Genomic DNA, 20,795 nt, shown 5'->3' with positions numbered 1-20,795 from the left:
GCCCAATCCAGGGCGATGGAGATTGGCGATGAGTGCATTCGATCACGATCACTCCCAGGACGACCCGAGACTTAGCCGTCGAAAGGTATTGGAGTGCATGACCTGGGCCGGCACCGGCGTGCTCTGGAGCATTTCCGGTGGCGTTCCGCACGCCCTTGGACTCATTGATTCAGCACAAGCGGCAGAGCCCACCGGCCTGACGTTCCTGCAGATCAGCGACAGCCATATCGGCTTCAACAAACCGGCCAATCCCAACGCTATCGGTACGCTTGAGGAAGCTATCGGCCGGATCAAAGCCATGCCGGCGAAGCCGTCGTTCATGATCCATACGGGCGATATCAGCCACCTCTCCAAGGCCTCCGAATTCGACGATGCCGACCGCATCATCTCGCAAGCGCGGCTCGATGTGCATTACGTTCCAGGGGAGCATGATTTCATCGACGAAGAGGTCAAGCTCTATCGCGAACGCTATGGACGCGGCACCAAGGGCTCGGGCTGGTATTCCTTCGATGCGAGCGGCGTGCACTTCATCGGGCTCGTGAACGTCGTCGATCTCAAAGCCGGCGGACTTGGAAACCTCGGCGCCGAACAGCTCGCATGGCTGGAAGACGATCTTCGCGGCCGATCGAAATCGACACCTATTGTGGTGTTTGCGCACATTCCGCTCTGGACGGTCTATCCGACCTGGGGATGGGGCACCGAAGACGGAGCGCGCGCGCTGGACTACCTCAAGGGCTTTGGCTCGGTCACCGTACTGAATGGCCATATCCATCAGGTGATGCAGAAAGTGGAAGGTAACGTCACGTTCCACACCGCACGCTCAACTGCGTTTCCACAACCGGCACCGGGGACAGCGCCCTCACCCGGCCCCATGAAGGTGGCCGACGACAAATTACGCGGCCTGCTGGGCATCGCCAGCATCATCTTCAAACCCGGCGATGAACGCCTCGCCATCATCGACACCCCGTTGCAGGGCTAGGGCATCGCAACATGACATCCGTCGCCTTACGCAACATCTGCATCCGTGTCGCCATTTTTGCCGTCGTGGCCTCTTGCACGACAGCAGCGCGCTGCGAAGACCTCGCGGTGATGATCGACAACTTCACCTTCGAGCCGGCGCAGCTCACCATCAAGGTCGGCACGACCGTCACCTGGAAGAACCGAGACGACATCCCGCACGCCGTGGTCTCAGCCGGCAAATTCAGGTCGAAAATACTCGACACTGACGACAGCTATTCCTTCACGTTCACGTCGCCGGGTGACTACACGTATTTTTGCTCGCTGCATCCGCATATGACGGGGATGATCAAGGTTGAGTAGCAGCCAAAACCAAGGCATCACAACGATGTCCGGCCTCTGGAAAACCGGCGGCCGGACGTCGGCCGTCAAGGACAAGTCGATGCCAGCGCACAGACCCGACGACGATGACGAGAGGATACGTCGTTTTCGCGAGGCCGCGCTGCCATGCCTCGACGACGTCTATACACTGGCCCGCTATCTGCTGCGCGATGCCGACGCCGCCGAAGACGCCGTACAGGAGTGCTATCTCCGCGCACTGAAACACTTCGACAGCTATCGTGGCCCTGCAATCAAACCGTGGCTGTTCGCCATCCTGCGCAATATCTGCCATGCGGAGTTCGCCCGCCGCGTGAACTCACCAACCGCGATCGCCGAAATCGCCGAGACAGAATCGCAGGAAGCCGCGCCGCTCTGGCATGAGGCCCAAGCTTCGCCGGAAGCGGAATTGCTCCGGCGTCGCGATGCCACGACGATCCAGCGTCTCGTGAGCACGCTTGCCGAGCCGTTTAGGGAAATCCTCGTGCTACGAGAAATGCAAAGCCTGTCTTACCGCGAGATTTCCGACATCGTTGGCGCGCCCATCGGGACCGTGATGTCACGCCTCGCCCGCGCACGCGCGATGCTCCGGATCGCATGGATGGCTGAAGAGGAGCCGCACAAATGACCTGCGACGAGGCCGAGATCCTTCTTCACGCATTGCTCGATGACGAGCTCGACGCCGGGCATGTCCGCGAGGTCGAGGCACACATTGCCACGTGCCAGCGCTGCGCTGCGCAATTGAACGCCTATCGCGACATGCGATCCGCAATGGCCGCCAGCGACCTGCATTTTACGGCGCCTCCACGGCTACGCCGGCGCATCGAAGCAGCGCTCCCCAAGACTCACACGCCAAACCGTCGCGCCGTGCTGAAAGGCTTCGCTATGGGATCGGTGTTGTCCGCCGTAGCCGCGACCGGCCTCGTCGTCGTCGTGCTTCGCCATGAAGACGAGCAGCGCATTCTTTCGGATGTGGTGTCGGCGCATCTGCGCGCGCTGCAGGCCGGACATCTCACCGACGTGCTCTCCACCGATCAGCACACGGTGAAGCCCTGGTTCAACGGGCGGCTTGATGTGGCCCCACCGGTTGTCGATCTCACCGCGCAGGGTTTCACGCTCATCGGCGGGCGGCTTGATTATGTCAATGGACGAACGATCGGCGCCATCGTCTATCGGCGGCGCACCCATGTAATCAATCTGTTCGTTGCACAGACGACAAACGCAGAATCACGCGTGGCCAGGATCGAGACCGTACAGGGCTTTAACATTCGCCACTGGAGCGAGCACGGCCTGACCTACTGGGCAGTCAGTGATTTGAACGCCGATGAACTTGCTGATTTCGGCAGTAAGGTCGAACTTGCAACACGAGCGAGCTGAAATCTAGGCTGACTTCCGCACGGCGTTGTCGACCAGCGTCTTGCCGAGCGACCAGATCGCACCAGGAACCTTATGGCTATCGGCGATCACGGTACGGAACGAGTTCTCGATCCACTTGCCGTCGTCCTCGGTGACCACCAGCGGCGGCAGTAGCTTGATGGTGTGACTGCCGTGGCCGGAGACCTGAGTCAGGATCTTCTGCTCCTTGAACAGCGGTACGGTGATCAACTGGCAGAACAGGCCTTTGCTGGCCGACTCCAGGATGTTCCACGATGCCTTGAGGCGCAGCGACTTCGGCGGGCCGAATTCGACACCGATCATCAAACCTTTGCCGCGCACTTCCTTCAGAAGCTCGAACTCGGGAATCATGTTCTGCAGAGCGAGCCGCAATTCGGCACCGCGCTTGGCCGCGTTCTCGACCAGCTTCTCGTGCTTCATGATCTCCAGCGTGGCAATACCGGCAGCCATCGCCAGATCGTTCTTGCCGAAGGTCGAACCATGGACGAGCGAGCGATCCATACGGTTGAAGATCTTGTCGAAGATGCTTTTTCGCGTCAGCAGCGCGCCAACAGGAACATGACCTCCCGACAAAGCCTTTGCGAGAAGGATCATGTCGGGTTCGACATTCCAGTGCTCGATCGCCAGAAACTTTCCGGTGCGTCCGAGGCCGGTCTGGATTTCATCGGCGATGAACAGCGTGCCGTATTTGCGGCACAGCGCAGCGGCGCCCGACAGGAATTCATCGGTGGGCAGGTTGACGCCCTTGCCCTGGATCGGTTCGACGATGAAGCCGGCAACCTGCTTGGACGACAGCGCCTTCTCCAGCGCTTCGAGGTCGTTGAACGGCACCGTGGTGCAGCCCGAGAGCAGCGGGCCGAAGCCGGTGCGGAAATTGGTGTCGTCGGTCAGCGACAGCGCACCATAGGTCAGTCCGTGATAGGCGTGATCGCAATATACGATCCCGTCGCGGCCGGTCGCATTGCGGGCGAATTTGATCGCCGCCTCCACGGTTTCCGCACCGGAGTTCGCGAAAAACACCTTGTCCATATAGGGGACGTTTTCCAGCAGCTTCTCGGAGAGGATACCTGCGAGTGTGGAGACGTCCATTTGCACCAAATTGGGCATGTCGGCGTCGAGCACGCTTTTGAGCGCATTCCGCATCACCGGATGGTTCCGGCCAATCGCAAAAACGCCAAATCCGCTCAGTAGGTCGAGATAGCGGGCGCCGTCCCGGTCGAACAAATACTGGCCGGTGCCCCGCTGAAAGCCAACGTCATATCCGATGGTCTTGAGGACTCGAACGAGCTGTTCATTAAGATGGCGCGTATGCATCGAGCTACGCTGCGCCTCCCGTTCAACAAACATCTCGGAAACGTCTAGATTCGGATATACCATGAGTTACATACGTCGGTTGATGGTCGCTTCGTCAACTGAAAACCGTAAATGCGGCGATTTGACTTCGCCGAGAACCGCTACTTAAGCATAGGTCTAAACATGTTGCAGCGCCCACGCATTACTACGCGCAGTCTCACATATTGCGGAATCATTTTTTCGGCAGGCCTATTTTCGGCGGGGCTGTCATCCGCGTTTGCAGCAGACCCGACCGGCGATTGGAAGGTTGAAGATGGCGTCGCCCATATCCGTGTTGCCGAATGCGGCGGCAGCATGTGGGGTGCCGTGGCCTGGGAACAGACCCCCGGCGGTATCGACAAGAACAATCCCGATGCCACCAAGAAGGCGCGGCCCACTCTGGGCATCGTAACATTGCTCGACATGAAAAAGAATGCCGCCAACGACAAGTGGGCGGGTCAGGTTTACAATGCCAAGGACGGAAAATTCTATAAATCGACGATTAAGCTCGGTGATACGGCTGACGAACTTGAAATCGAAGGATGTGTCCTCGGTTTCCTGTGCGGCGGCCAGACCTGGACGCGCGTAGGCCCGTCGATTCCATCGAGCCCCTCGAACCTCACCGCCAAGGGTGCCCTGCCCAAGGCGGGCGCTGCCACCGGCGGCAAGATGGCCCCAGCGACTACTCCGGCGGCTGCTGCCCCCAAGGCTGCACCGGCTCCCGTGGCCGGCGCCCCCAAGGCCACCGCTCCAGCTGGTCAGAAAACCGCTGCAGCAACGGCGCCGGGACAGCCGGCCGATATCGGCGATATCTGCCTGCTGCCCGAGATCAACAAGGTCACTCACTAGTCTCGCGCGGCTTACCCATGAGAGCCGGCTGGAATAGCAGGACGGCCGCCAGCGTCACGACAAAGGACATCGCGAGCAGTTTACCCATGCTCGCGGTGCCCGGATGGTTCGACAGCCACAGGCTGCCGAACGCCGTGGCAGTCGTCAACGCGCTAAAGAAAATCGCGCGTGTCAGGGATGACTGCAGCAGGTTCTTGTAGCCTGCCCGCCACGCCGTCACATAGTAGATCTTGAACGCCACGCCGACGCCGAGCAGCAGCGGCAGCGCGATAATGTTGGCGAAGTTCAGCGGCAAGCCGATCAAGACACAGATCTCCAGCGTGACCGTTCCCGCCACCAGCAAGGGAACGATAGTCAGCAACACGTCGCTGATGCGCCGCAAAGCCAGCCACAGCAACAACGAGATCGAAAGCAGCGCCCAGATGCCCGCATGAATGAAGGCGGTCACAATGGTGTCGCCCGACTTCAGGATCGAGATCGGACCACCGACGGCAAGCGGCTCGGACTTCAGCACGGCATCGGCGAACTTGCGCAACGTGTCGTTATCGTTCGGATCGCCGTTGGGCTGCGCCTCGACGCGGATCTGGCCATCCTTGGTCTTCCACGAATTCACCAGTTCGGCTGGCAAGGTCTGCAAACTGATCGGGCTCGCCTGCATCAGATTACGCAACTGCCCCAACGCGAGCTTGAGCGGCGCCACAAAGGTCGCCTGCACCTGATCGCGCACAGGCTGGCTAGCATCAGCGGTCTTGGCCAATGCATCCGCCAGACGCTTGGCGGCGACGGCACCCGAGCTTGTTTGCGTTCCCGCAAGTTTGCGCAGGCTCGCCGCCGAGTCCTTCAGAGACGTGACGTTTTCCGCATCGGTCGGCGCCTTGTCGATCGACTCGGGATTCAAGGCCGGCTCGAGAATCTTCGCGCCTTCCTGGATCGCCTTCAGCTTGGCGGGCTGATCTTCAGGGACGAAGCTGTCGAGCGAAATCGTACGAGCGACTTCCGGGACCTTGGAAAGACGCTCTTCGACCTGTTTCGCAGCGGCCTCGTTCGGCGCCATGATGTTGACCGCATTGGCGCCGGTGTTCGGATCCTTGCGCAGATCGAGGAAAGTCGCGATCGACTCGACATTCGGATTGCGCAGGTTGATCGGATTGAAATCGAACTTCAGGAAGTAGAGCAACGGCAGACCGGCGATCGTGAGCGCCAGTGTGATGCCGATAATCCAGAAGCGCTTCTCTTCCAGGAAACGGTCAACAGGCGCCAGGAACGCATAGCCAACGGGCTCTTTTTCACCCGCGGGATTCAAGAGGTCGAGCAGTGCCGGCAGAACGGTGATACTGGTCAGGAACGCGATCATCATGCCGGCGCCGGCGATCTTGCCGAGTTCGGACACGCCCTTGTAATCGGTCGGCAGGAACGACAGAAAACCGGCAGCCGTTGCGAAAGCGGCGAGCGACAGCGGCACTGCGCAATATTCGGCGGCCTTCGTCAAAGCCAACGGCAGATTGTCGTTCTTGTAGCGCTCGGAGCGATAACGCACGCTGAACTGGATGCCGAAGTCGACACCGAGGCCGACGAACAACACGGCAAATGCAATCGACAGCAGGTTCAGCGAACCCACCATCATGAGACCGACGGCGGTTGTTGTGGCGAGGCCGACAAACAGCGTCGCAAATACGGCGCCGATGATCTTGGCCGAGTGCAGCGCCATCCAGAGGATCACCAGCACAATCAAAACCGTACCGATACCGTTGACGACGGCTCCATCCTGTACGGTGGAGAACTCCTCGTTTGCGATGGGGACCGGACCGGTCAGCCGCACGCGCGCGCCGTATTCGCCAGCGATGTTCAGGTCGACGGCAGCCTGCCGGATCGCATCGGTCGCGGTCTTGCCGGGCTCAAGCGCGTTGAAGTCGAGGATAGGCTTGATTTCGATGAAGCCACGCTTGTCGCCATCCGTCAGAGGCTTGTCGCTGACCAGCCCGCGCCATGAGAAGGTGCCCTTGCCGTTTTTCAGCACGTCCTCGATGGTCTGCGAGACGGCATTGAAGGTCGGCGCTGCACCGTCGAGCTGAAGCTGCCCACGGCGAATGCCGGTAAGGCCGGTCTCCAGCGCGCCGGTGAGGCCACGCAGACTCGGATCGCCGGCCATAATTTCAATCAGGGGAGCAGCTTGCTGGAACTGGCCCGTCAGTTGCGCAACTTCCTTGGTCGGCAGGAACAGCAAGCCGTTCTTCTCGAAGAACGCTCCCCCATCCAATCGCCGAACCGAGTCGAAATCCGTCTTGTTGGTGACCAGCTTCGCTTCCATCGCGTTGGCGGCAGCATTGGCGAATTCAGGCGTGGGCGCCTCAACCACCGCGATGATCAGACGCTCCTGGTCAAAGGCCTTGTCGAAGGCAATGTCGCGCTGACGCCAGTCGAGATTGGGCGAGATCAGCTTGTTGATGTCTGTATTGATCGAGAAATTCTTCGCCGTGTAATAGCTCGCGCCAATCGAAAGAAGCACACAAACGAGCACCACTGGCAGGGCAAACCGGGTGCAGAAGTTCACGATCGAGACGACAACTCTTGTCAGCACGCTTTTTCTTTCTATTTGGACGAGGCTCGCAAAGAATGCGGTTCACGAGGGAGGGTTCCGCAAACCATTACTTTCGCATTGGATGCGCTTTGCTTTCAGCAATGTGATGGGATGGCATAAAACGTGCTGATCACCGTAGCAACGGCCGTGTTAGCGACGCCTCGTCGCGCCGTAAAGTGACGAACAAGTGAGAGTTTTCAGGTTCTTGGGGCGCAACCGCAAGATATTACCGCAACCCGGCCAGTCACCGCAAACCACGTTTTCGGTTCGTGATTGCATACTGAGTGATTTTTGTCACACAGAACGGCTCAAATATCCAGCTGGGCTGGATATGTGCCTGATTGTGGTACAGAATTACGGATTGTACCGGAATCGATTATGGACTTTGTATCACGTGCTTGACCGTCGTCCCCTTGAAATCTTTCTGGCTCAGCCGCGCGGCTTCTGCGCGGGCGTCGTGCGTGCCATCGAGATCGTCGAGCGTGCTCTCGAGCGCTATGGAGCACCGGTCTATGTCCGCCATGAGATCGTCCATAACAAATACGTGGTCGAGAGCCTGAAGGCCAAAGGTGCCATTTTCGTCGAGGAACTCTCCGAAGTGCCTCCGAACGCCATGACCGTCTTCAGCGCCCATGGCGTCGCCCGGAGCGTCGAGGAGGAAGCGGCAACCCGTGGCCTGCCTGTTTTGGACGCAACTTGCCCGCTTGTCACCAAGGTCCACAACCAGGGCAAGCGGTATATGTCCAAGGGCCGTACGGTGATCCTGATCGGCCATGCAGGCCATCCAGAGGTCGACGGTACCATGGGACAGGTGCCCGGCCCGGTTTACCTTGTTCAGAGCGTCGAGGACGTCCAGGCACTGACGCTGCCACCGCAGGAACCGGTCGCCTACATCACCCAGACGACCCTTAGCGTGGATGACACCAAGGACATCATTTTGGCCCTGGAACAGCGTTTCAGTGACATTGAGGGTCCCGATACCCGCGATATCTGCTATGCAACACAAAACCGCCAATCTGCGGTAAGAGACCTCAGCAAGCTCGTGGACGTCATTCTGGTCGTCGGGGCGACCAACAGTTCCAACTCGAACCGGTTGCGCGAAATCGGCACCGAAGTCGGTGTCGCGAGCTATCTCATTGCCGATGGCAGCGAACTCAACCCCGCTTGGTTGAAGGGCGCGCGTGCCGTAGGCATCACGGCTGGCGCATCCGCGCCAGAAGTGCTTGTAGATGACGTGATCGAGACCTTGCGGCGGATCGGACCGGTTGCGGTGTCGGTGTTGCCCGGACGTGAAGAGAATATCGAATTCAAGCTACCCGCCGAACTGACCGCGGTTTGATCCACCTTCGTCACGATGTGATGCGCAGAGAGAAAATACGAAAATGGCCATTCCATTCTTTAAAGAAATGAAAATCGGCTCCTATCTGTTGAAGAAGAAGCTGACCGGCCAGAAGCGCTATCCGCTGGTGCTGATGCTGGAGCCACTTTTCCGCTGCAACCTGGCCTGCGTCGGCTGTGGCAAGATCGACTATCCGAACGCTATCCTCAACCGCCGCATGTCGGCGCAGGAATGCTGGGATGCTGCGGACGAGTGCGGCGCGCCGATGGTTGCGATCCCGGGCGGCGAGCCGCTGATCCACAAGGAAATCGGCGAGATCGTGCGCGGCCTGGTCGAGCGCAAGAAGTTCGTCTCGCTCTGCACCAACGCGCTGCTGCTCGAGAAGAAGCTCGACCTGTTCACGCCGTCGCCCTACCTGTTCTTCTCGGTGCATCTTGATGGTCTCAAGGACCACCACGACAAGGCTGTGTCGCAGGAAGGCGTGTTCGACAAAGCCGTCTCCGCGATCAAGGCTGCCAAGGAGCGTGGCTTCGCCGTCAACGTCAACGCGACCATCTTCGACGGCCATGCCGCCGAGGACATCGCGAAGTTTCTCGACTACACCGTCGAGCTCGGCGTCGGCGTCTCGATGTCGCCCGGTTATGCCTATGAGCGCGCACCGGATCAGGAGCATTTCCTGAACCGCACCAAGACCAAGAAGCTGTTCCGCGACGTCTTTGCGCTCGGCAAGGGCAAGAAGTGGAACATCATGCATTCCGGCCTGTTCCTGGACTTCCTCGCCGGCAACCAGGAATACGAGTGCAAGCCGTGGGGCATGCCCGCGCGCAACATCTTCGGCTGGCAGAAGCCCTGCTACCTGCTCGGTGAAGGCTACACCAAGACCTTCAAGGAACTGATGGACACCACCGATTGGGACACCTACGGCACCGGCAAGTACGAGAAGTGCGCCGACTGTATGGCCCATTGCGGCTATGAGCCGACCGCCGCGGACGCAGCGATCAGCAACCCGTTCAAGGCCATGTGGGTGGCGATTCGCGGCATCAAGACCTCGGGCCCGATGGCGCCGGAAATCGACCTCACCAAGCAGCGCCCGGCGCAGTACGTGTTCTCGTCGGAAGTTCAAAAGCGCCTGTCGGACATCCGCAAGGAAGAAGCTGTCGCCGCTGCCGCCAAGGCAGAGGAAAAGGCGCAGAAGGCTTCGACCGCCGCCTGAGCGATTTCAGATCGGATATCAAAAAGGGCGCGATGCAAATCGCGCCCTTTTTCCTTGTAGCGATGTTAGTGCAGAACGACCGGTAAGGCCCATCAGAGCCCTGCTCAGACGTCCGCGGAAACCAGGTTGGTGTGACCCAGCAGATAGCTGCGGCAGTCGCGCAAGCTGCGCAGTGCGCGATTGAAGTCGCGCCCTGTCGAAACCAGCGCCCGAATCACCAGTGGATTGCGTGCGATGCCGCGCAGCACCTTGCGCAGATCGACGTCACCATTGGGTTTGATCGCGGTGGTGGCGATTTCCGGCAGGGCGCGATGGGCGGGATCGCTGACCACGCGCAGAGCGGCAAAGGGCAATCCGGCGATGGCGGCGAACTCGGCGGCGATGTGGCTTTCCATATCGACGGCAGCGGCACCGAATTCCGAGCGCAGAGCGGCCTTGCCGGCCTGCCCCGTCACGACCTTCTCGACACCGACCAGACCACCGCGAAACACTTTCTGGCGGCCAACGCCGGCACCGGCGATCAGTTCATCGCTAAGGGCTTCAGAAGCCGACCACCGGCTGTTGCCAGCCACCACTTCAGTGGCCACGACGACAGCGCCTGATTTGAGATCGGGATCGAGACCCCCGGCGACGCCGAAGCTGATGACGCCACGGATGGTGGCCGGGTCGAAGTCAGCCAGCAGGCTGCGGAGCTGGACGGGGTCGCTTGAACTGCAAATGACGGTCATTCCCGGCCCAGCAGCGATCTTCGCTTCCTGGACCAGCCCCGTGACGATCAATACCGGCCGCGGGTCGGTTGTATCGCCCGCGGTCGAAATGCCCCCATCGCCCAAAATCACATCCCAACCCCTACGGTCTTGCTGTTGGTGCTCTTCAAATTCCGGAACCGCGCCAACGCCCAGAGCGGGAAGAATTTCGAGTAGCCATGATAACGCAGATAAAACACACGGGGGAAGCCGGTAGCGGTGTAACGGGCCTCGTCCCAGAGTCCTTTTTCCGTCTGTGTGTCCATCAGGTACCGCGTTCCACGGGCGACAGCCGGATTATCGACCTCGCCTGCCGCCATAAGCGCAAGCAAGGCCCATGCCGTTTGCGACGACGTACTCGGGGCCGCCTCGAATCCCTTGTAGTCGAGTCGGTAGCTGACCGCATCCTCACCCCAGCCGCCGTCCTCGTTCTGGATCGACAGCAGCCAGGCCACCGCCTTGCGGAACGCTGGATCCTGGTGATCGATGCCAACAGCATTCAGCGCGCACAGCACCGACCAGGTGCCGTAGATGTAGTTCAGGCCCCAGCGGCCATACCATGAGCCCTCGGCGAGCTGGGTGCGGCGCAGATACTCCACACCGTCTGCCAACGGCTTCGAGGTTTCGACGGTGTCGCCAAGCTGCGCCAGCATCGAGACGCAGCGCGCGGTGACGTCCTCGGTCGGCGGATCGAGCAGCGCGCCATGGTCCGAGAATGGGATGTTGTTGAGATAATATTCGAGGTTATCGACCTCGAACGCCGCAAAGCCGCCGTCACTGCTCTGCATACCCAGGATCCACTCCCGGCCGCGATCGAGCGCAACGTCGTATTCCCGGCCGCCGGTCTGACGGCGTGCGCGGTCCATCGCCATCATCACCACGGCCGTGTCGTCGAGATCCGGGTAATACGCGTTGTTGTACTGGAACGCCCAGCCGCCCGGACGCAGATCCGGCCGCTTCACCGCCCAGTCGCCCTTCACGTCGAGCACCTGCTTGGTCGCCAGCCAGTCGAGACCTTCTTTCGCCGAACCGAACGCTTCATCGCCGCCGGTCTCCAGCATCGCATGCGCGGTCAGCGCGGTGTCCCACACCGGCGATACACAAGGCTGGCAATAGGCTTCGACCTCACCAACAATCAGAAGCTTGTCGATACCACGGCGCTGGACGGCGCGCGGCGGATAATCGGCGGGGAAGCCGAGCACCTCATACATCATGACCATATTGGCCATCGGCGGATAGATTGCACCGAGACCATCTTCGCCGTTCTGGCGCTCCTCGCAAAACTCGACGGCTTTCGCGATCGAATGGGCGCGCAGCTTCTTCGGAAAATACGGTTCGGCGATGCGGAGCAGAATGTCGATGCCGGTGAAGAAGGCGAACATCGCGCGACTCTGATGCGGCGCGCGTTTAATGCCACCGACCTTGGACGGATCTTCCAGGAACAGCTCGTCGATGCCGACGCCCTTCTTGTTCTGCGCGCGCGGCTTCAGCGCTGCGAGCACCATGAGCGGCACGATCGTGGTACGCGCCCAATAGGACATCTTGTTGAGGTGGAACGGAAACCACATCGGCAGCAGCATGATCTCGACCGGCAGCACCGGCGTGGCGCGCCATGGGATGATGCCGAACATCGCGAGCAGGAAGCGCGTGAAGACGTTGACATTGACGGCGCCGCCGCGCGAGCGGATCGCCTCGCGGGCACGAACCATATGCGGCGCGTCGATCGAATCGCCGATCATCTTCAGCGCGAAATACACTTTCACGCTGGCGCTCATATCGAAGTCGCCGTCCTGCACCAGCGCCCAGCCGCCATGCTTGCCCTGGGTGCGGCGAAGATAGTTGGCGATTTTGCCTTCAAGCTCGGCATCGACGGGCTCGCCGAGGTAGTGCCGCAACAGGACGTATTCTGACGGGATCGTGCCGTCGGCTTCGAGCTCAAATACCCAATGGCCGTCAGGCTGCCGGAACTTCAGCAGGCCCTGCTTCGCCGAAGCGATGCTCGTCTCGAGCGCCGCGTTCTGAATTGTGATCTCTGGACTGACCGAATGCATCTCGCTCGCCATATCTCCGTACTCGTCGTGAATGATCGTCAGGCTGCGCGACGGTTAGCGCATCGCCAGAACGAGATCGGCCGCGCGGTCACCCGACCGCACCGATCCTTCAATAGTCGCCGGCAGACCGGTATCGGTCCAATCGCCCGCGAGAAAAAGATTCTTGAAATCGGTGCGCGTGCCCGGACGCAGGGCATCTTGGGCAGGCGTAGCCGCAAAAGTGGCGCGGCGCTCGCGCACGATCTGCCAGGCGGGCAGCGGCGCCTGGATATTCGAAATCTTGCAGATTTCGTCCCAGATCTGTTGCGCAAATTGTTCGCGCGGTGTGTTCACGAAACGGTCGCCATTGCTGATCGTGATCGACAGGCGATTGTGGAAAGCAAACAGCCATTCCACCACACCGCCGACAACGCCAACCAGCGGCGCGTGGCCTGCCGGCGGAACGTAGTTGAAATGCGCATTCACAATCGCGCGGAATTCGGTCGGCGTCTTCACGCCGGGCAATAGCGACTTCGCGGCCCATGGCGGGACAGCCATCACGACCACGTCGTCAGGACCGATGGCGATGACGTCATCAGCGCCAAACTTCAGCTCGGTGACGCGATCACCACTCATGGTGTAACCGCGCAGCTCATGGCCAAAATGAACGCCGGCGCCCTTGGCGCGCAGCAATTCGATCGCAGGCTCGACCAGAACATCGCTAAGACCAGCGCGCGCGATCAGCGGGCGGCACGCCTGCCCGCCTGCCAGCAGCGTTTCGCGCACGATGGCGCCAGCGAGGCCAGCCGAACCTTCCGGCGGATCGACATTGAGCGCGGCCAGCAGCAGTGGCTGCACCAGACGATCGTAGAGGACGCCTTCACAGCGAATGGCATCGCCGACCAGGCGACTATTCGACGACCAGATCAGCGGCGACAGCGCGAGATAATCGGCGATGCCGGTGTCCGGGACGCGGCGCGTCTTGTCGAACAACCATGTCGGAATCTTGCCATCGCCGAGATCCAGCTGCCAGCGCTTGCCAGTCTTGGCATCGGCAAATGCGAATTGCGCCCGCTTCGGACCAACAAGCCCGTCCTCGGTGCCGATCGACTTCGCATAGGCAACGACGTGGCTGTTGCCCGACAGAACCAGATGGTTGCCGTTGTCGATCTGGAGCTGGGTCTGCGCGTCGAAATACGACCGGCAGCGGCCACCGGCCTGCTGCGTCGCCTCATGGACGTGGACCTTGAAACCGGCATTGACGAGACGCACGGCGGCCGACAGGCCGGAAACGCCGGCACCTATGATATGAGCGGTCTTTTGCATCAGATAATCGCGTATCGCAGCAGGATCGCTATCTTGGAGGCCTTGCCGAGACGAACGGGGTCGCGCGGCAAAGCAAAGCCACGCGCCACCAGCAATTCCAGGATGGCGTGATAATATTTCGACATGATCCGCGGTGCACGCACCACGCGGCGCTTGTTGCGCGCCATGATCTCGTCGGACTTTTCGAAATGTGCCTGCGCCCGCTTCACCAGCGGCGCACAGACCTTCGGCAACGCCGGGCTGGCGCGCACCACGTCCGGATCGCTCGACGTGATGCCGGCGTGATAGAGCAGTTCGCGCGGCAGATAGAGACGACCGATACCGGCGTCTTCGTCGATATCGCGCAGGATATTGGTGATCTGCAGCGCACGGCCGAGATGATGCGCAAGCAGGATACCGTCCTCGTCCGGCATGCCGAACACCTTCACCGACAGGCGGCCGACGGCACTGGCAACACGATCGCAATACAGATCGAGCGTTGCGTCATCGGGCGCGCGAATATCCGCGGGGATATCCATCTCCATGCCGTCGATGACGGCGATGAAATCCTCCTTGCGCATGCCGAATTGCTTGATCGGCCCGACATAGTCGCGCACCCGCGCCGGCGGATTGCCTGCATAGAGCGCATCGATATCTGCGCGCCACTGCTGCATGTCAGCGAGCCTGACGTCGCGCGGACCATCGGAATCCGCGATATCGTCGACCTGACGGCAGAAGCTGTAGATCTGGAACATCGCATCGCGCTGGGCACGTGGCAGAATGCGCATCGCGGCATAGAACGAACTGCCGGCTGCAACGCCCTGAACCTCGCTCTGAGGTTCGCTATTATTCACCTGGCTTGTCATCTGGTTCATGCGCCTGGCGTCGTCGAACGAGGCATCGGCGCGCTGGTGGTGGCGCGGCGCCACAGCCCGCCGGCAATGCCGGCCAGCGCGTAGCCTGCCATGCTGGCCTTCGAGAGATGGACCTTCTCGCTCAGCGGATCGCGCACCTTCAGCATCTTCAGGATCTGCCAGGCGAAGGTCTCGATGACGGCGACATCGCAGCCAAGCCGGACGTCCGCGATATGAACCGTCAGCGTCTCGCTCTCGTGCATCAGGGCTTCGGTCTTGGCGACCAGCTCGCGAATACATGCCAACAGCGCCGGCGACGCCTTCGCCTGCTTGAGATCTTCCACCGAGGCACTGTGCCGATCCAGCGTGTCCTGCGGAATGTAGACCCGATCGAGATCGCGATAGTCGTTGCCGCAATCCTGCAGGTGATTGTTGATCTGCAACGCCGCGCACAGCGCATCCGACGCCGGCCAGGTGGCTTTGCTTTCGCCGTGCACGTCGAGCATGAAACGTCCGACCGGCATCGCCGAGAACGAGCAATAATGGATGAGCTCGTCCCAGTCGGCGTAACGCAGCTTGGTCACGTCCATCCGGAAGGCTGTCAGGACATCGAGCGCATGCCGTGGGGCCATGCCGCGGGCCTGCAGCGCCTCGCGCAGGATCACTGCTTCGGCCTGGCCGTCACCCCGACCGAGCAGGTCGGCCTCCAGTTCGTCGAGCAGAGCCAGTTTTGCAGGCGCATCGAGCAGCGCGTGATCGGCAATGTCGTCGGCGGTCCGGACGAAATTATAGAAGGCAAGAATCAGCGCCCGATGGCGCGGATGGATAATCCACGACGCGACAGGAAAATTCTCGTCACGATCGGTCTTGCCGGATCGCAGTTCGCTCGCAGGGGTCATCCACAACTGGCTACGTTGGATTTAAACGGGGTGGCTCGGGGGCCGCCAAGGTCCGGTAATACCGGCAGGCGGGGTCGGCCGCGAGCCCCCATATAGGGCAAATTGGCCGGTGAAACCAATGCCAATATGCCGCTTTCGGCCGCAGCCTGTGCCGGGCCGGATCAAGTCCTGGCGGGCTCGCGGCGAGACCAAAATGGCGCCACGAGCCCGGAATCTCACATCGGCGGGCTTATTGGCCGTGGCTAACCAGCACGTCGTTGCAGGCCTTGCTGATCTTGGGGCGGTTTTCCTTGAGGCAGGACAGAACCACGAGGTCACCCTGATCCATCACGTTGCGGCAGAGCTTCTGCACGTCGCGGGTGCAAGCCTTCTGCTCCGCGTCGGTGCCGCTGCGGGGCTGGTTTTGCTGGGCCAATGCGCCGGTCGAGGCAGATGCGGAAAGCACGGACAGTACCAGGAGAAATTTACGCATTGTCTTCCTTCAATATGGTGGCGAGATTCACAGCCCGCGTGGTGCATAGCATAAACTGAAACATTCGCATCGTCGGGAAAGGCCTTATCTTCAGGTACATCGGCGAATTCGAGACGATGGATGCAATCAAGACACAGAACTCCGTTGCTACGACAAGCGCTGACAAATGCGGCCAAAACTTGCACCTGTTCACGTATCGGCGCCCGGCCCGACCCTGCCCAACCCGGAGCATCCAACAGTATTTTAGGACAACTAGTCCAACCGCGTAGCGGTAACCCGGGATGCCAGCAAAGACGTCACAATAGTATCCACCACCGTGTTCCGCGTCGGGGAACCTTCGGCTTGTGAGCGGTGACATGTTACTTTTACAATCGTCTAATTATGATTGGTCCATTGAACCTAAAGGTATGCAGCGACACTTAAGCTTCGATGAGGCGCGGCATAGCTCGGTCACACAGCGCTATTTTGGGAAAACTTACATGACATTCCATTCTGCAAAGCGGTTCGGGCATGCCCTCAAGGCCGCCGGCGCTGGCGCGATCCTGCTGCTGTCGGTGTCCGCAGGCCATGCCCAGTCCGGACCGTTCGCCGGCTTCGACGGGGCCTGGAGCGGTACCGGAACGGTGTCCATGTCGGACGGGTCGTCGGAGCGCATTCGCTGCCGCGCGACCTACAAGGTGGATGGCGGCGGCAGCGCCCTAGCCCAGACGCTGCGCTGCGCCAGCGACAGCTACAAGTTCGACCTCTCCAGCAATGTCACCAGCCAGGGCAACAATGTGTCCGGCAGTTGGAGCGAAGCGAGCCGCAACGTCTACGGCAATCTGGTCGGCAAGGCTGGCGGCGGCCAGATCGACGTGTTCGTTGAGGCCGCCGGCTTTGCGGCCAACATCACGCTGACGACCCGCGGCAATAAGCAGTCGGTATCGATCAGCTCCAAGGGCGAAATTCGCGGCGTCTCGATCAACATGGTCAAGAGCTGACGCCAGCTTCCACACCATTCACAAAAAAGCCCCCGGAGCGATCCGGGGGCTTTTTTATTTGATCGTCCTTGCTATGCGCGGCTGATTACTTCTCTTGCTTCGCAAGAACCGAACTGCCGGTGAGACGCTGCTGCAGATTGATCAGCCACATCGCGGTCGGGCGCAGGATGAACAGATCGGCCACCAGTGCCGCGACCATCGAGAAGGCGCTGAGCCAGCCGAACAGCCGCAGCGACGGCAGGTCAGAGAACACCGTCACCACGAGGCCGCAAGCCAGCACCACCGTCGTCAGGATCAGCGCGGGACCAACGAGTACAGTCGCACGCTCGACGGCGATCGCTGGATCGGTGCCCGGCGTGTCTTCCAGACGCAAGCGGTTGAGGAAGTGAATCGTCGCGCTGAGGCCGAGGCCGAATGACACGGTGAGTGCCACCACACTGGCGAATTGCAGCCCCTCCCCGAGCAGCCACAGCACGAAGCCGGCCAGCACCACCGGAAAGATGCCCGGCAGGATACAGGCCAACATCACCACCCAAGAGCGGAATGCGAGGCCGATGAAGACCGCGACCAGACCGAACTCGATGGTCAGGCCGTGATTGAGCTTCTCGATCATCCCGGCGCTGTTGCGCGCCGCGATCGCCGAGAGGCCGGTCACTGCAATCTCATAGCCGGGGTGCTTGGTGCGAACGGCGTTCAGCGCATTGTCGAGCTTGTCGACCACCGGCAGGATCTTGCTCGAATCGCTGTCGGGCACGCGACCGGACACGACGACCGCCGTTTGGTCTGCCGAGATGAAGCGGCGTACCAGATGCTCGGGTATCACGCCGACATATTCCTTCAGCGTCGCGACATCCGACGAGCCGGCCTTTTCCGCCAGCCAGCGCCGCAGCGTTTCCAGCGACCAGACGTTGCCAACGCCGGCCTGCTTCTCGACCATGGCATGGACTTCGGCGATGGTCGCCAACGTGTCCGGGGAATAGAGATCCGCGCCCTTCGGAAATTCGATCAGCACGTCGATCGGATTGGCGCCGGTCAGCTTGGCGTCGAGCCGTCCGCTGGCCGCGACCGCCTGCTCCTTGTCCGGCACCTGATCGGCCAGCCGATAGCGCGGCTCGAGATTGGCGTAAACGATCCCGAGACTAACGACGACGACGAGCGAGATCAGGCTGAACAGACCAGGACGGCCGACCATGCGCACCGCGATCCAGTAACAGAAGGCGCGCAGCGCCTGCACGCCGGCATCGGCGGTCTGGAACTTGGCAGCGAAAATCTTCTCGTTACGCACCAGCAGCACGCCGAACACCGGCACCAGCGACAGCACCGCGACCAGCGCGATGATGGTCGCCGTGAGACCGGCCTCGCCGAAGGCGCGGATCAGGTCCGAGTCGGAGAACTGCAACGCCAGGAACGAAATGCCGGCGGTGCCATGGGTGAGGACGCAGGCCGGACCCACGACACGAACTGCATTCGTAAATGCCGAATACTTATCCTCGCCCGCAATCAACCGGTCACGCGCCGCGAAAGTGAGCTGCATCGAGTCCGCAAAACTGATCACCATGATCAGCGGCGTCATCACATTGAGGAACATGTTGAGGCTGAAGCCGGCCCAGCCGAGTGCGCCGAGCGACAACAGGATCGCCAGCAGCGGCGGAAACGCCGCGATGATCATGAACGAGATCTTGCGGAAGAAGATGATCGCAATGACGCAGCCGGCGAGAATGCCGGCGATGTTATAGATCAGGCCGTCGCGCTCGACCGCGTTGCGGATTTCGAGCTGCATCACCGGCACGCCCGACAATTCCTTGGTCAGACCGCTATTGGCCAGGTCCTCATTCATGGTCTTGCGGATATCGGCAACGACGGTGCTGAGCTTGCTGTTGCTGACCACGGCCGGGTCGAGCGACAGCACCACCAGCGCCAGAGTTCCATCGTCGGACAAAAGCTTGCCGCGGATCAGCTCGTTCTGCTTCACCGTCTCGATGAACTTGTCGTAGTCGGCGCCTTCAGGAAGATCGTTGGGAAACAGCGCTGCCGGCAACTTGCCGGGGGCCGGCGTCTGACGCGCCGAGAAGATCGAGATCAGCCCCCGCACGCCATCGACCAATTGCAGGTCGGTGACGAGGTCGCGCATCTTTCCAAGATTGTCGCGCGCAAGCAGCGTCTTGCCTTCGAGCACCACGAGCACGTCGAACTCGGTGGACGGGAAGCGCTTCGTCACTTCCTCGTATTGCTTGTATTCCTTGCTGTTAGAACGAAATAGCTGGCTCAGCGAATCGTCGATCTTGATGCGCTGGATGCCAAAGATCGCACCGATCACCAGCGCGAGCAGGATCACGCAGGACAGGACCGGCGCCTTCACCGCGATCAGACCGATGCGCTCGAGCCCGAAGGCGATGCTGATCGGCCCCTTGCGCAATTTATTCATATCCGCGTCGTGGGGGGGAACCGTATCGTGCATACCCTGTCCAGTCCTGTCGTCAGCGGCGTCTGCCTAGCAAGCGTCGCGGGCAGTAGTAAGGCTGGAATCGGCGAGACCGAACAGCGCTAGCCCTTGAAAACATGCGGTAAATTTGCCGCGGGCAGATGTAGCAGGTCTGTATGACACATCGCAAGGCGGCGAGCGCGCAGAGGTTGCGTTTCAGGTCACAAAATGGAGCGCAGAGGCTGTTGTTTCATACTGGCGCAGCGAGCGGCGCTACCAGTTGTAGACCGCTTTCGTCTTTCAGACCCACACCGGTCATGTTGCGCTTCAGCCCTTCGCGCGCCAGCCAGGCAATCTTGCTCGCTGCCTCCTCGAAGGACAGACCGGCCGCCTGGATGTTCGACACGCAGTTGCGCGCAGCGTCCGACAGACCCGGCTGCGGTGCGAAGGTCAGGTAGGCGCCGAGACTCTGCGGCGCCGAGAGACCCGGACGTTCGCCGATCAGCATGATCGTCATCCGGGCCCTCAATAACGTGCCGATCTCGTCGCCGAGCGCGACTCTGGCCCCGCCGGCAACTACAACAGCGCTAATCCCGACCCCCGCCAATTTGGGCATTAAGGCACTCAGCAGGCCAAGCGCATGCGCATTGACCGCAGCCGGAGACAGGCCGTCCGCAATCACGATCACCAGATCGCACGCGGCGCTATCGCGCCCTTCAAGCAACTCCCGTGACTCGCGAGACAGTCGGCGGCCGAGATCGGGACGCTTGAGATAATCGGCCCGATCCGCGACCTGGCTCGTCACGACCAGCGCGCTCGTCCCCAGTCCGGCCAGCGCGGCCGCGATGGCTTCGGCCTCGAAGGGCGCATGGACCGCGTCACGTGCGCGGGCATGGTCGAGCGTGAAATCAAGCAGAGCCTGCGTGGTCAGACTGGCTCCGGCCCGGCCGAGCCCCACACGCGCCGGCGTCAATGCCCGCAGCTCCGCGAGGGAGCGCTGCGGTGAAGGCGGCGTCACGTCATTCCGATCTGTCATGACGCCAGTC

Annotated in this window: 18 protein-coding genes; 8 read left to right on the top strand and 10 right to left on the bottom strand. The window is 61.0% G+C overall.

From position 1 onward, the window contains the following. The first annotated feature begins 28 nt into the window (after positions 1–28). The 4 genes from AB8A33_RS07855 to AB8A33_RS07840 all read left to right on the top strand — a co-directional run bounded on the left by AB8A33_RS07855 (position 29) and on the right by AB8A33_RS07840 (position 2,712). Positions 29–979 carry a metallophosphoesterase family protein gene (locus AB8A33_RS07855; RefSeq protein ID WP_439092240.1) on the top strand — a complete coding sequence of 317 codons (951 nt, stop codon included), beginning with the start codon at positions 29–31 and terminating at the stop codon, positions 977–979. 11 nt (positions 980–990) lie between these two features. Further along, a complete protein-coding gene (locus tag AB8A33_RS07850) occupies positions 991–1,320 on the top strand; it encodes a cupredoxin domain-containing protein (RefSeq protein WP_439092239.1) in 330 nt (109 codons plus the stop codon). Between the two features lie 79 nt (positions 1,321–1,399). Then, positions 1,400–1,963 (top strand): sigma-70 family RNA polymerase sigma factor, encoded by a 564-nt coding sequence (locus AB8A33_RS07845; protein ID WP_439092238.1) that lies wholly within the window; start codon positions 1,400–1,402, stop codon positions 1,961–1,963. Next, on the top strand, positions 1,960–2,712 hold the full coding sequence (locus tag AB8A33_RS07840) for an anti-sigma factor family protein (protein ID WP_439092237.1): 753 nt from the start codon (positions 1,960–1,962) through the stop codon (positions 2,710–2,712). Before AB8A33_RS07845 ends, AB8A33_RS07840 begins: the two co-directional genes overlap by 4 nt. A 3-nt stretch (positions 2,713–2,715) precedes the next feature. Here the strand turns inward: AB8A33_RS07840 and hpnO are convergent, their stop codons facing one another. Further along, positions 2,716–4,107: an aminobacteriohopanetriol synthase HpnO gene (gene hpnO, locus AB8A33_RS07835; protein ID WP_439064412.1), complete on the bottom strand. Its 1,392-nt coding sequence runs from the start codon at positions 4,105–4,107 to the stop codon at positions 2,716–2,718. Between the two features lie 99 nt (positions 4,108–4,206). On the opposite strand from hpnO, the gene AB8A33_RS07830 reads away from it, so the two are divergent. Further along, complete coding sequence (locus AB8A33_RS07830) at positions 4,207–4,911, top strand: DUF2147 domain-containing protein (protein ID WP_439092236.1); 705 nt, start codon at positions 4,207–4,209, stop codon at positions 4,909–4,911. Here the strand turns inward: AB8A33_RS07830 and AB8A33_RS07825 are convergent. After that, positions 4,901–7,489 carry an MMPL family transporter gene (locus AB8A33_RS07825; RefSeq protein ID WP_439092235.1) on the bottom strand — a complete coding sequence of 863 codons (2,589 nt, stop codon included), beginning with the start codon at positions 7,487–7,489 and terminating at the stop codon, positions 4,901–4,903. The two genes, AB8A33_RS07830 and AB8A33_RS07825, sit on opposite strands and share 11 nt — an antisense overlap. A gap of 394 nt (positions 7,490–7,883) precedes the next feature. Between AB8A33_RS07825 and ispH the strand changes: the two genes are divergently transcribed. Next, positions 7,884–8,828, top strand: a complete 945-nt coding sequence (gene ispH / locus AB8A33_RS07820; RefSeq protein WP_439092234.1) for a 4-hydroxy-3-methylbut-2-enyl diphosphate reductase — start codon at positions 7,884–7,886, stop codon at positions 8,826–8,828. Positions 8,829–8,871: 43 nt separating this feature from the next. Beyond that, positions 8,872–10,041 carry an adenosyl-hopene transferase HpnH gene (hpnH, locus tag AB8A33_RS07815; RefSeq protein ID WP_439092233.1) on the top strand — a complete coding sequence of 390 codons (1,170 nt, stop codon included), beginning with the start codon at positions 8,872–8,874 and terminating at the stop codon, positions 10,039–10,041. A 104-nt stretch (positions 10,042–10,145) separates the two neighbouring features. Here the strand turns inward: hpnH and AB8A33_RS07810 are convergent, their stop codons facing one another. From AB8A33_RS07810 to AB8A33_RS07785, 6 genes are all read right to left on the bottom strand, one after another. Beyond that, positions 10,146–10,880, bottom strand: coding sequence for a phosphorylase (locus tag AB8A33_RS07810; RefSeq protein ID WP_439092232.1), 735 nt, complete (start codon positions 10,878–10,880; stop codon positions 10,146–10,148). After that, on the bottom strand, positions 10,877–12,850 hold the full coding sequence (gene shc / locus AB8A33_RS07805; RefSeq protein ID WP_439092231.1) for a squalene--hopene cyclase: 1,974 nt from the start codon (positions 12,848–12,850) through the stop codon (positions 10,877–10,879). The genes AB8A33_RS07810 and shc overlap by 4 nt, the downstream gene beginning before the upstream one ends. 42 nt (positions 12,851–12,892) lie before the next feature. Continuing rightward, positions 12,893–14,143 carry a hydroxysqualene dehydroxylase HpnE gene (hpnE, locus tag AB8A33_RS07800; RefSeq protein ID WP_439092230.1) on the bottom strand — a complete coding sequence of 417 codons (1,251 nt, stop codon included), beginning with the start codon at positions 14,141–14,143 and terminating at the stop codon, positions 12,893–12,895. Then, positions 14,143–14,988 (bottom strand): presqualene diphosphate synthase HpnD, encoded by an 846-nt coding sequence (hpnD, locus tag AB8A33_RS07795; RefSeq protein ID WP_439095882.1) that lies wholly within the window; start codon positions 14,986–14,988, stop codon positions 14,143–14,145. The genes hpnE and hpnD overlap by 1 nt, the downstream gene beginning before the upstream one ends. 5 nt (positions 14,989–14,993) lie before the next feature. Beyond that, entirely contained in the window at positions 14,994–15,875 is an 882-nt protein-coding gene (hpnC, locus tag AB8A33_RS07790; protein ID WP_439092229.1) for a squalene synthase HpnC, read from the bottom strand. A gap of 229 nt (positions 15,876–16,104) precedes the next feature. Further along, positions 16,105–16,347: a cysteine rich repeat-containing protein gene (locus tag AB8A33_RS07785; RefSeq protein WP_092146618.1), complete on the bottom strand. Its 243-nt coding sequence runs from the start codon at positions 16,345–16,347 to the stop codon at positions 16,105–16,107. A 479-nt stretch (positions 16,348–16,826) separates the two neighbouring features. On the opposite strand from AB8A33_RS07785, the gene AB8A33_RS07780 reads away from it, so the two are divergent. Beyond that, a complete protein-coding gene (locus AB8A33_RS07780) occupies positions 16,827–17,327 on the top strand; it encodes a hypothetical protein (protein ID WP_068735853.1) in 501 nt (166 codons plus the stop codon). A gap of 85 nt (positions 17,328–17,412) precedes the next feature. On the opposite strand, the gene AB8A33_RS07775 is transcribed toward AB8A33_RS07780, so the two are convergent. Continuing rightward, complete coding sequence (locus tag AB8A33_RS07775; RefSeq protein WP_439092228.1) at positions 17,413–19,752, bottom strand: efflux RND transporter permease subunit; 2,340 nt, start codon at positions 19,750–19,752, stop codon at positions 17,413–17,415. A 247-nt stretch (positions 19,753–19,999) separates the two neighbouring features. After that, the gene (gene eutC / locus AB8A33_RS07770; RefSeq protein WP_439092227.1) at positions 20,000–20,785 is read right to left on the bottom strand and encodes an ethanolamine ammonia-lyase subunit EutC; all 786 of its coding nucleotides are present in this window, start codon (positions 20,783–20,785) and stop codon (positions 20,000–20,002) included. Between the last annotated feature and the right edge of the window lie 10 nt (positions 20,786–20,795).

The organism is Tardiphaga sp. 813_E8_N1_3 (assembly GCF_051811025.1).
GTDB lineage: Bacteria > Pseudomonadota > Alphaproteobacteria > Rhizobiales > Xanthobacteraceae > Tardiphaga.
The sequence above is the reverse complement of the archived record's forward strand: the minus strand, read 5'-3'. Positions and strand labels throughout refer to the sequence as shown.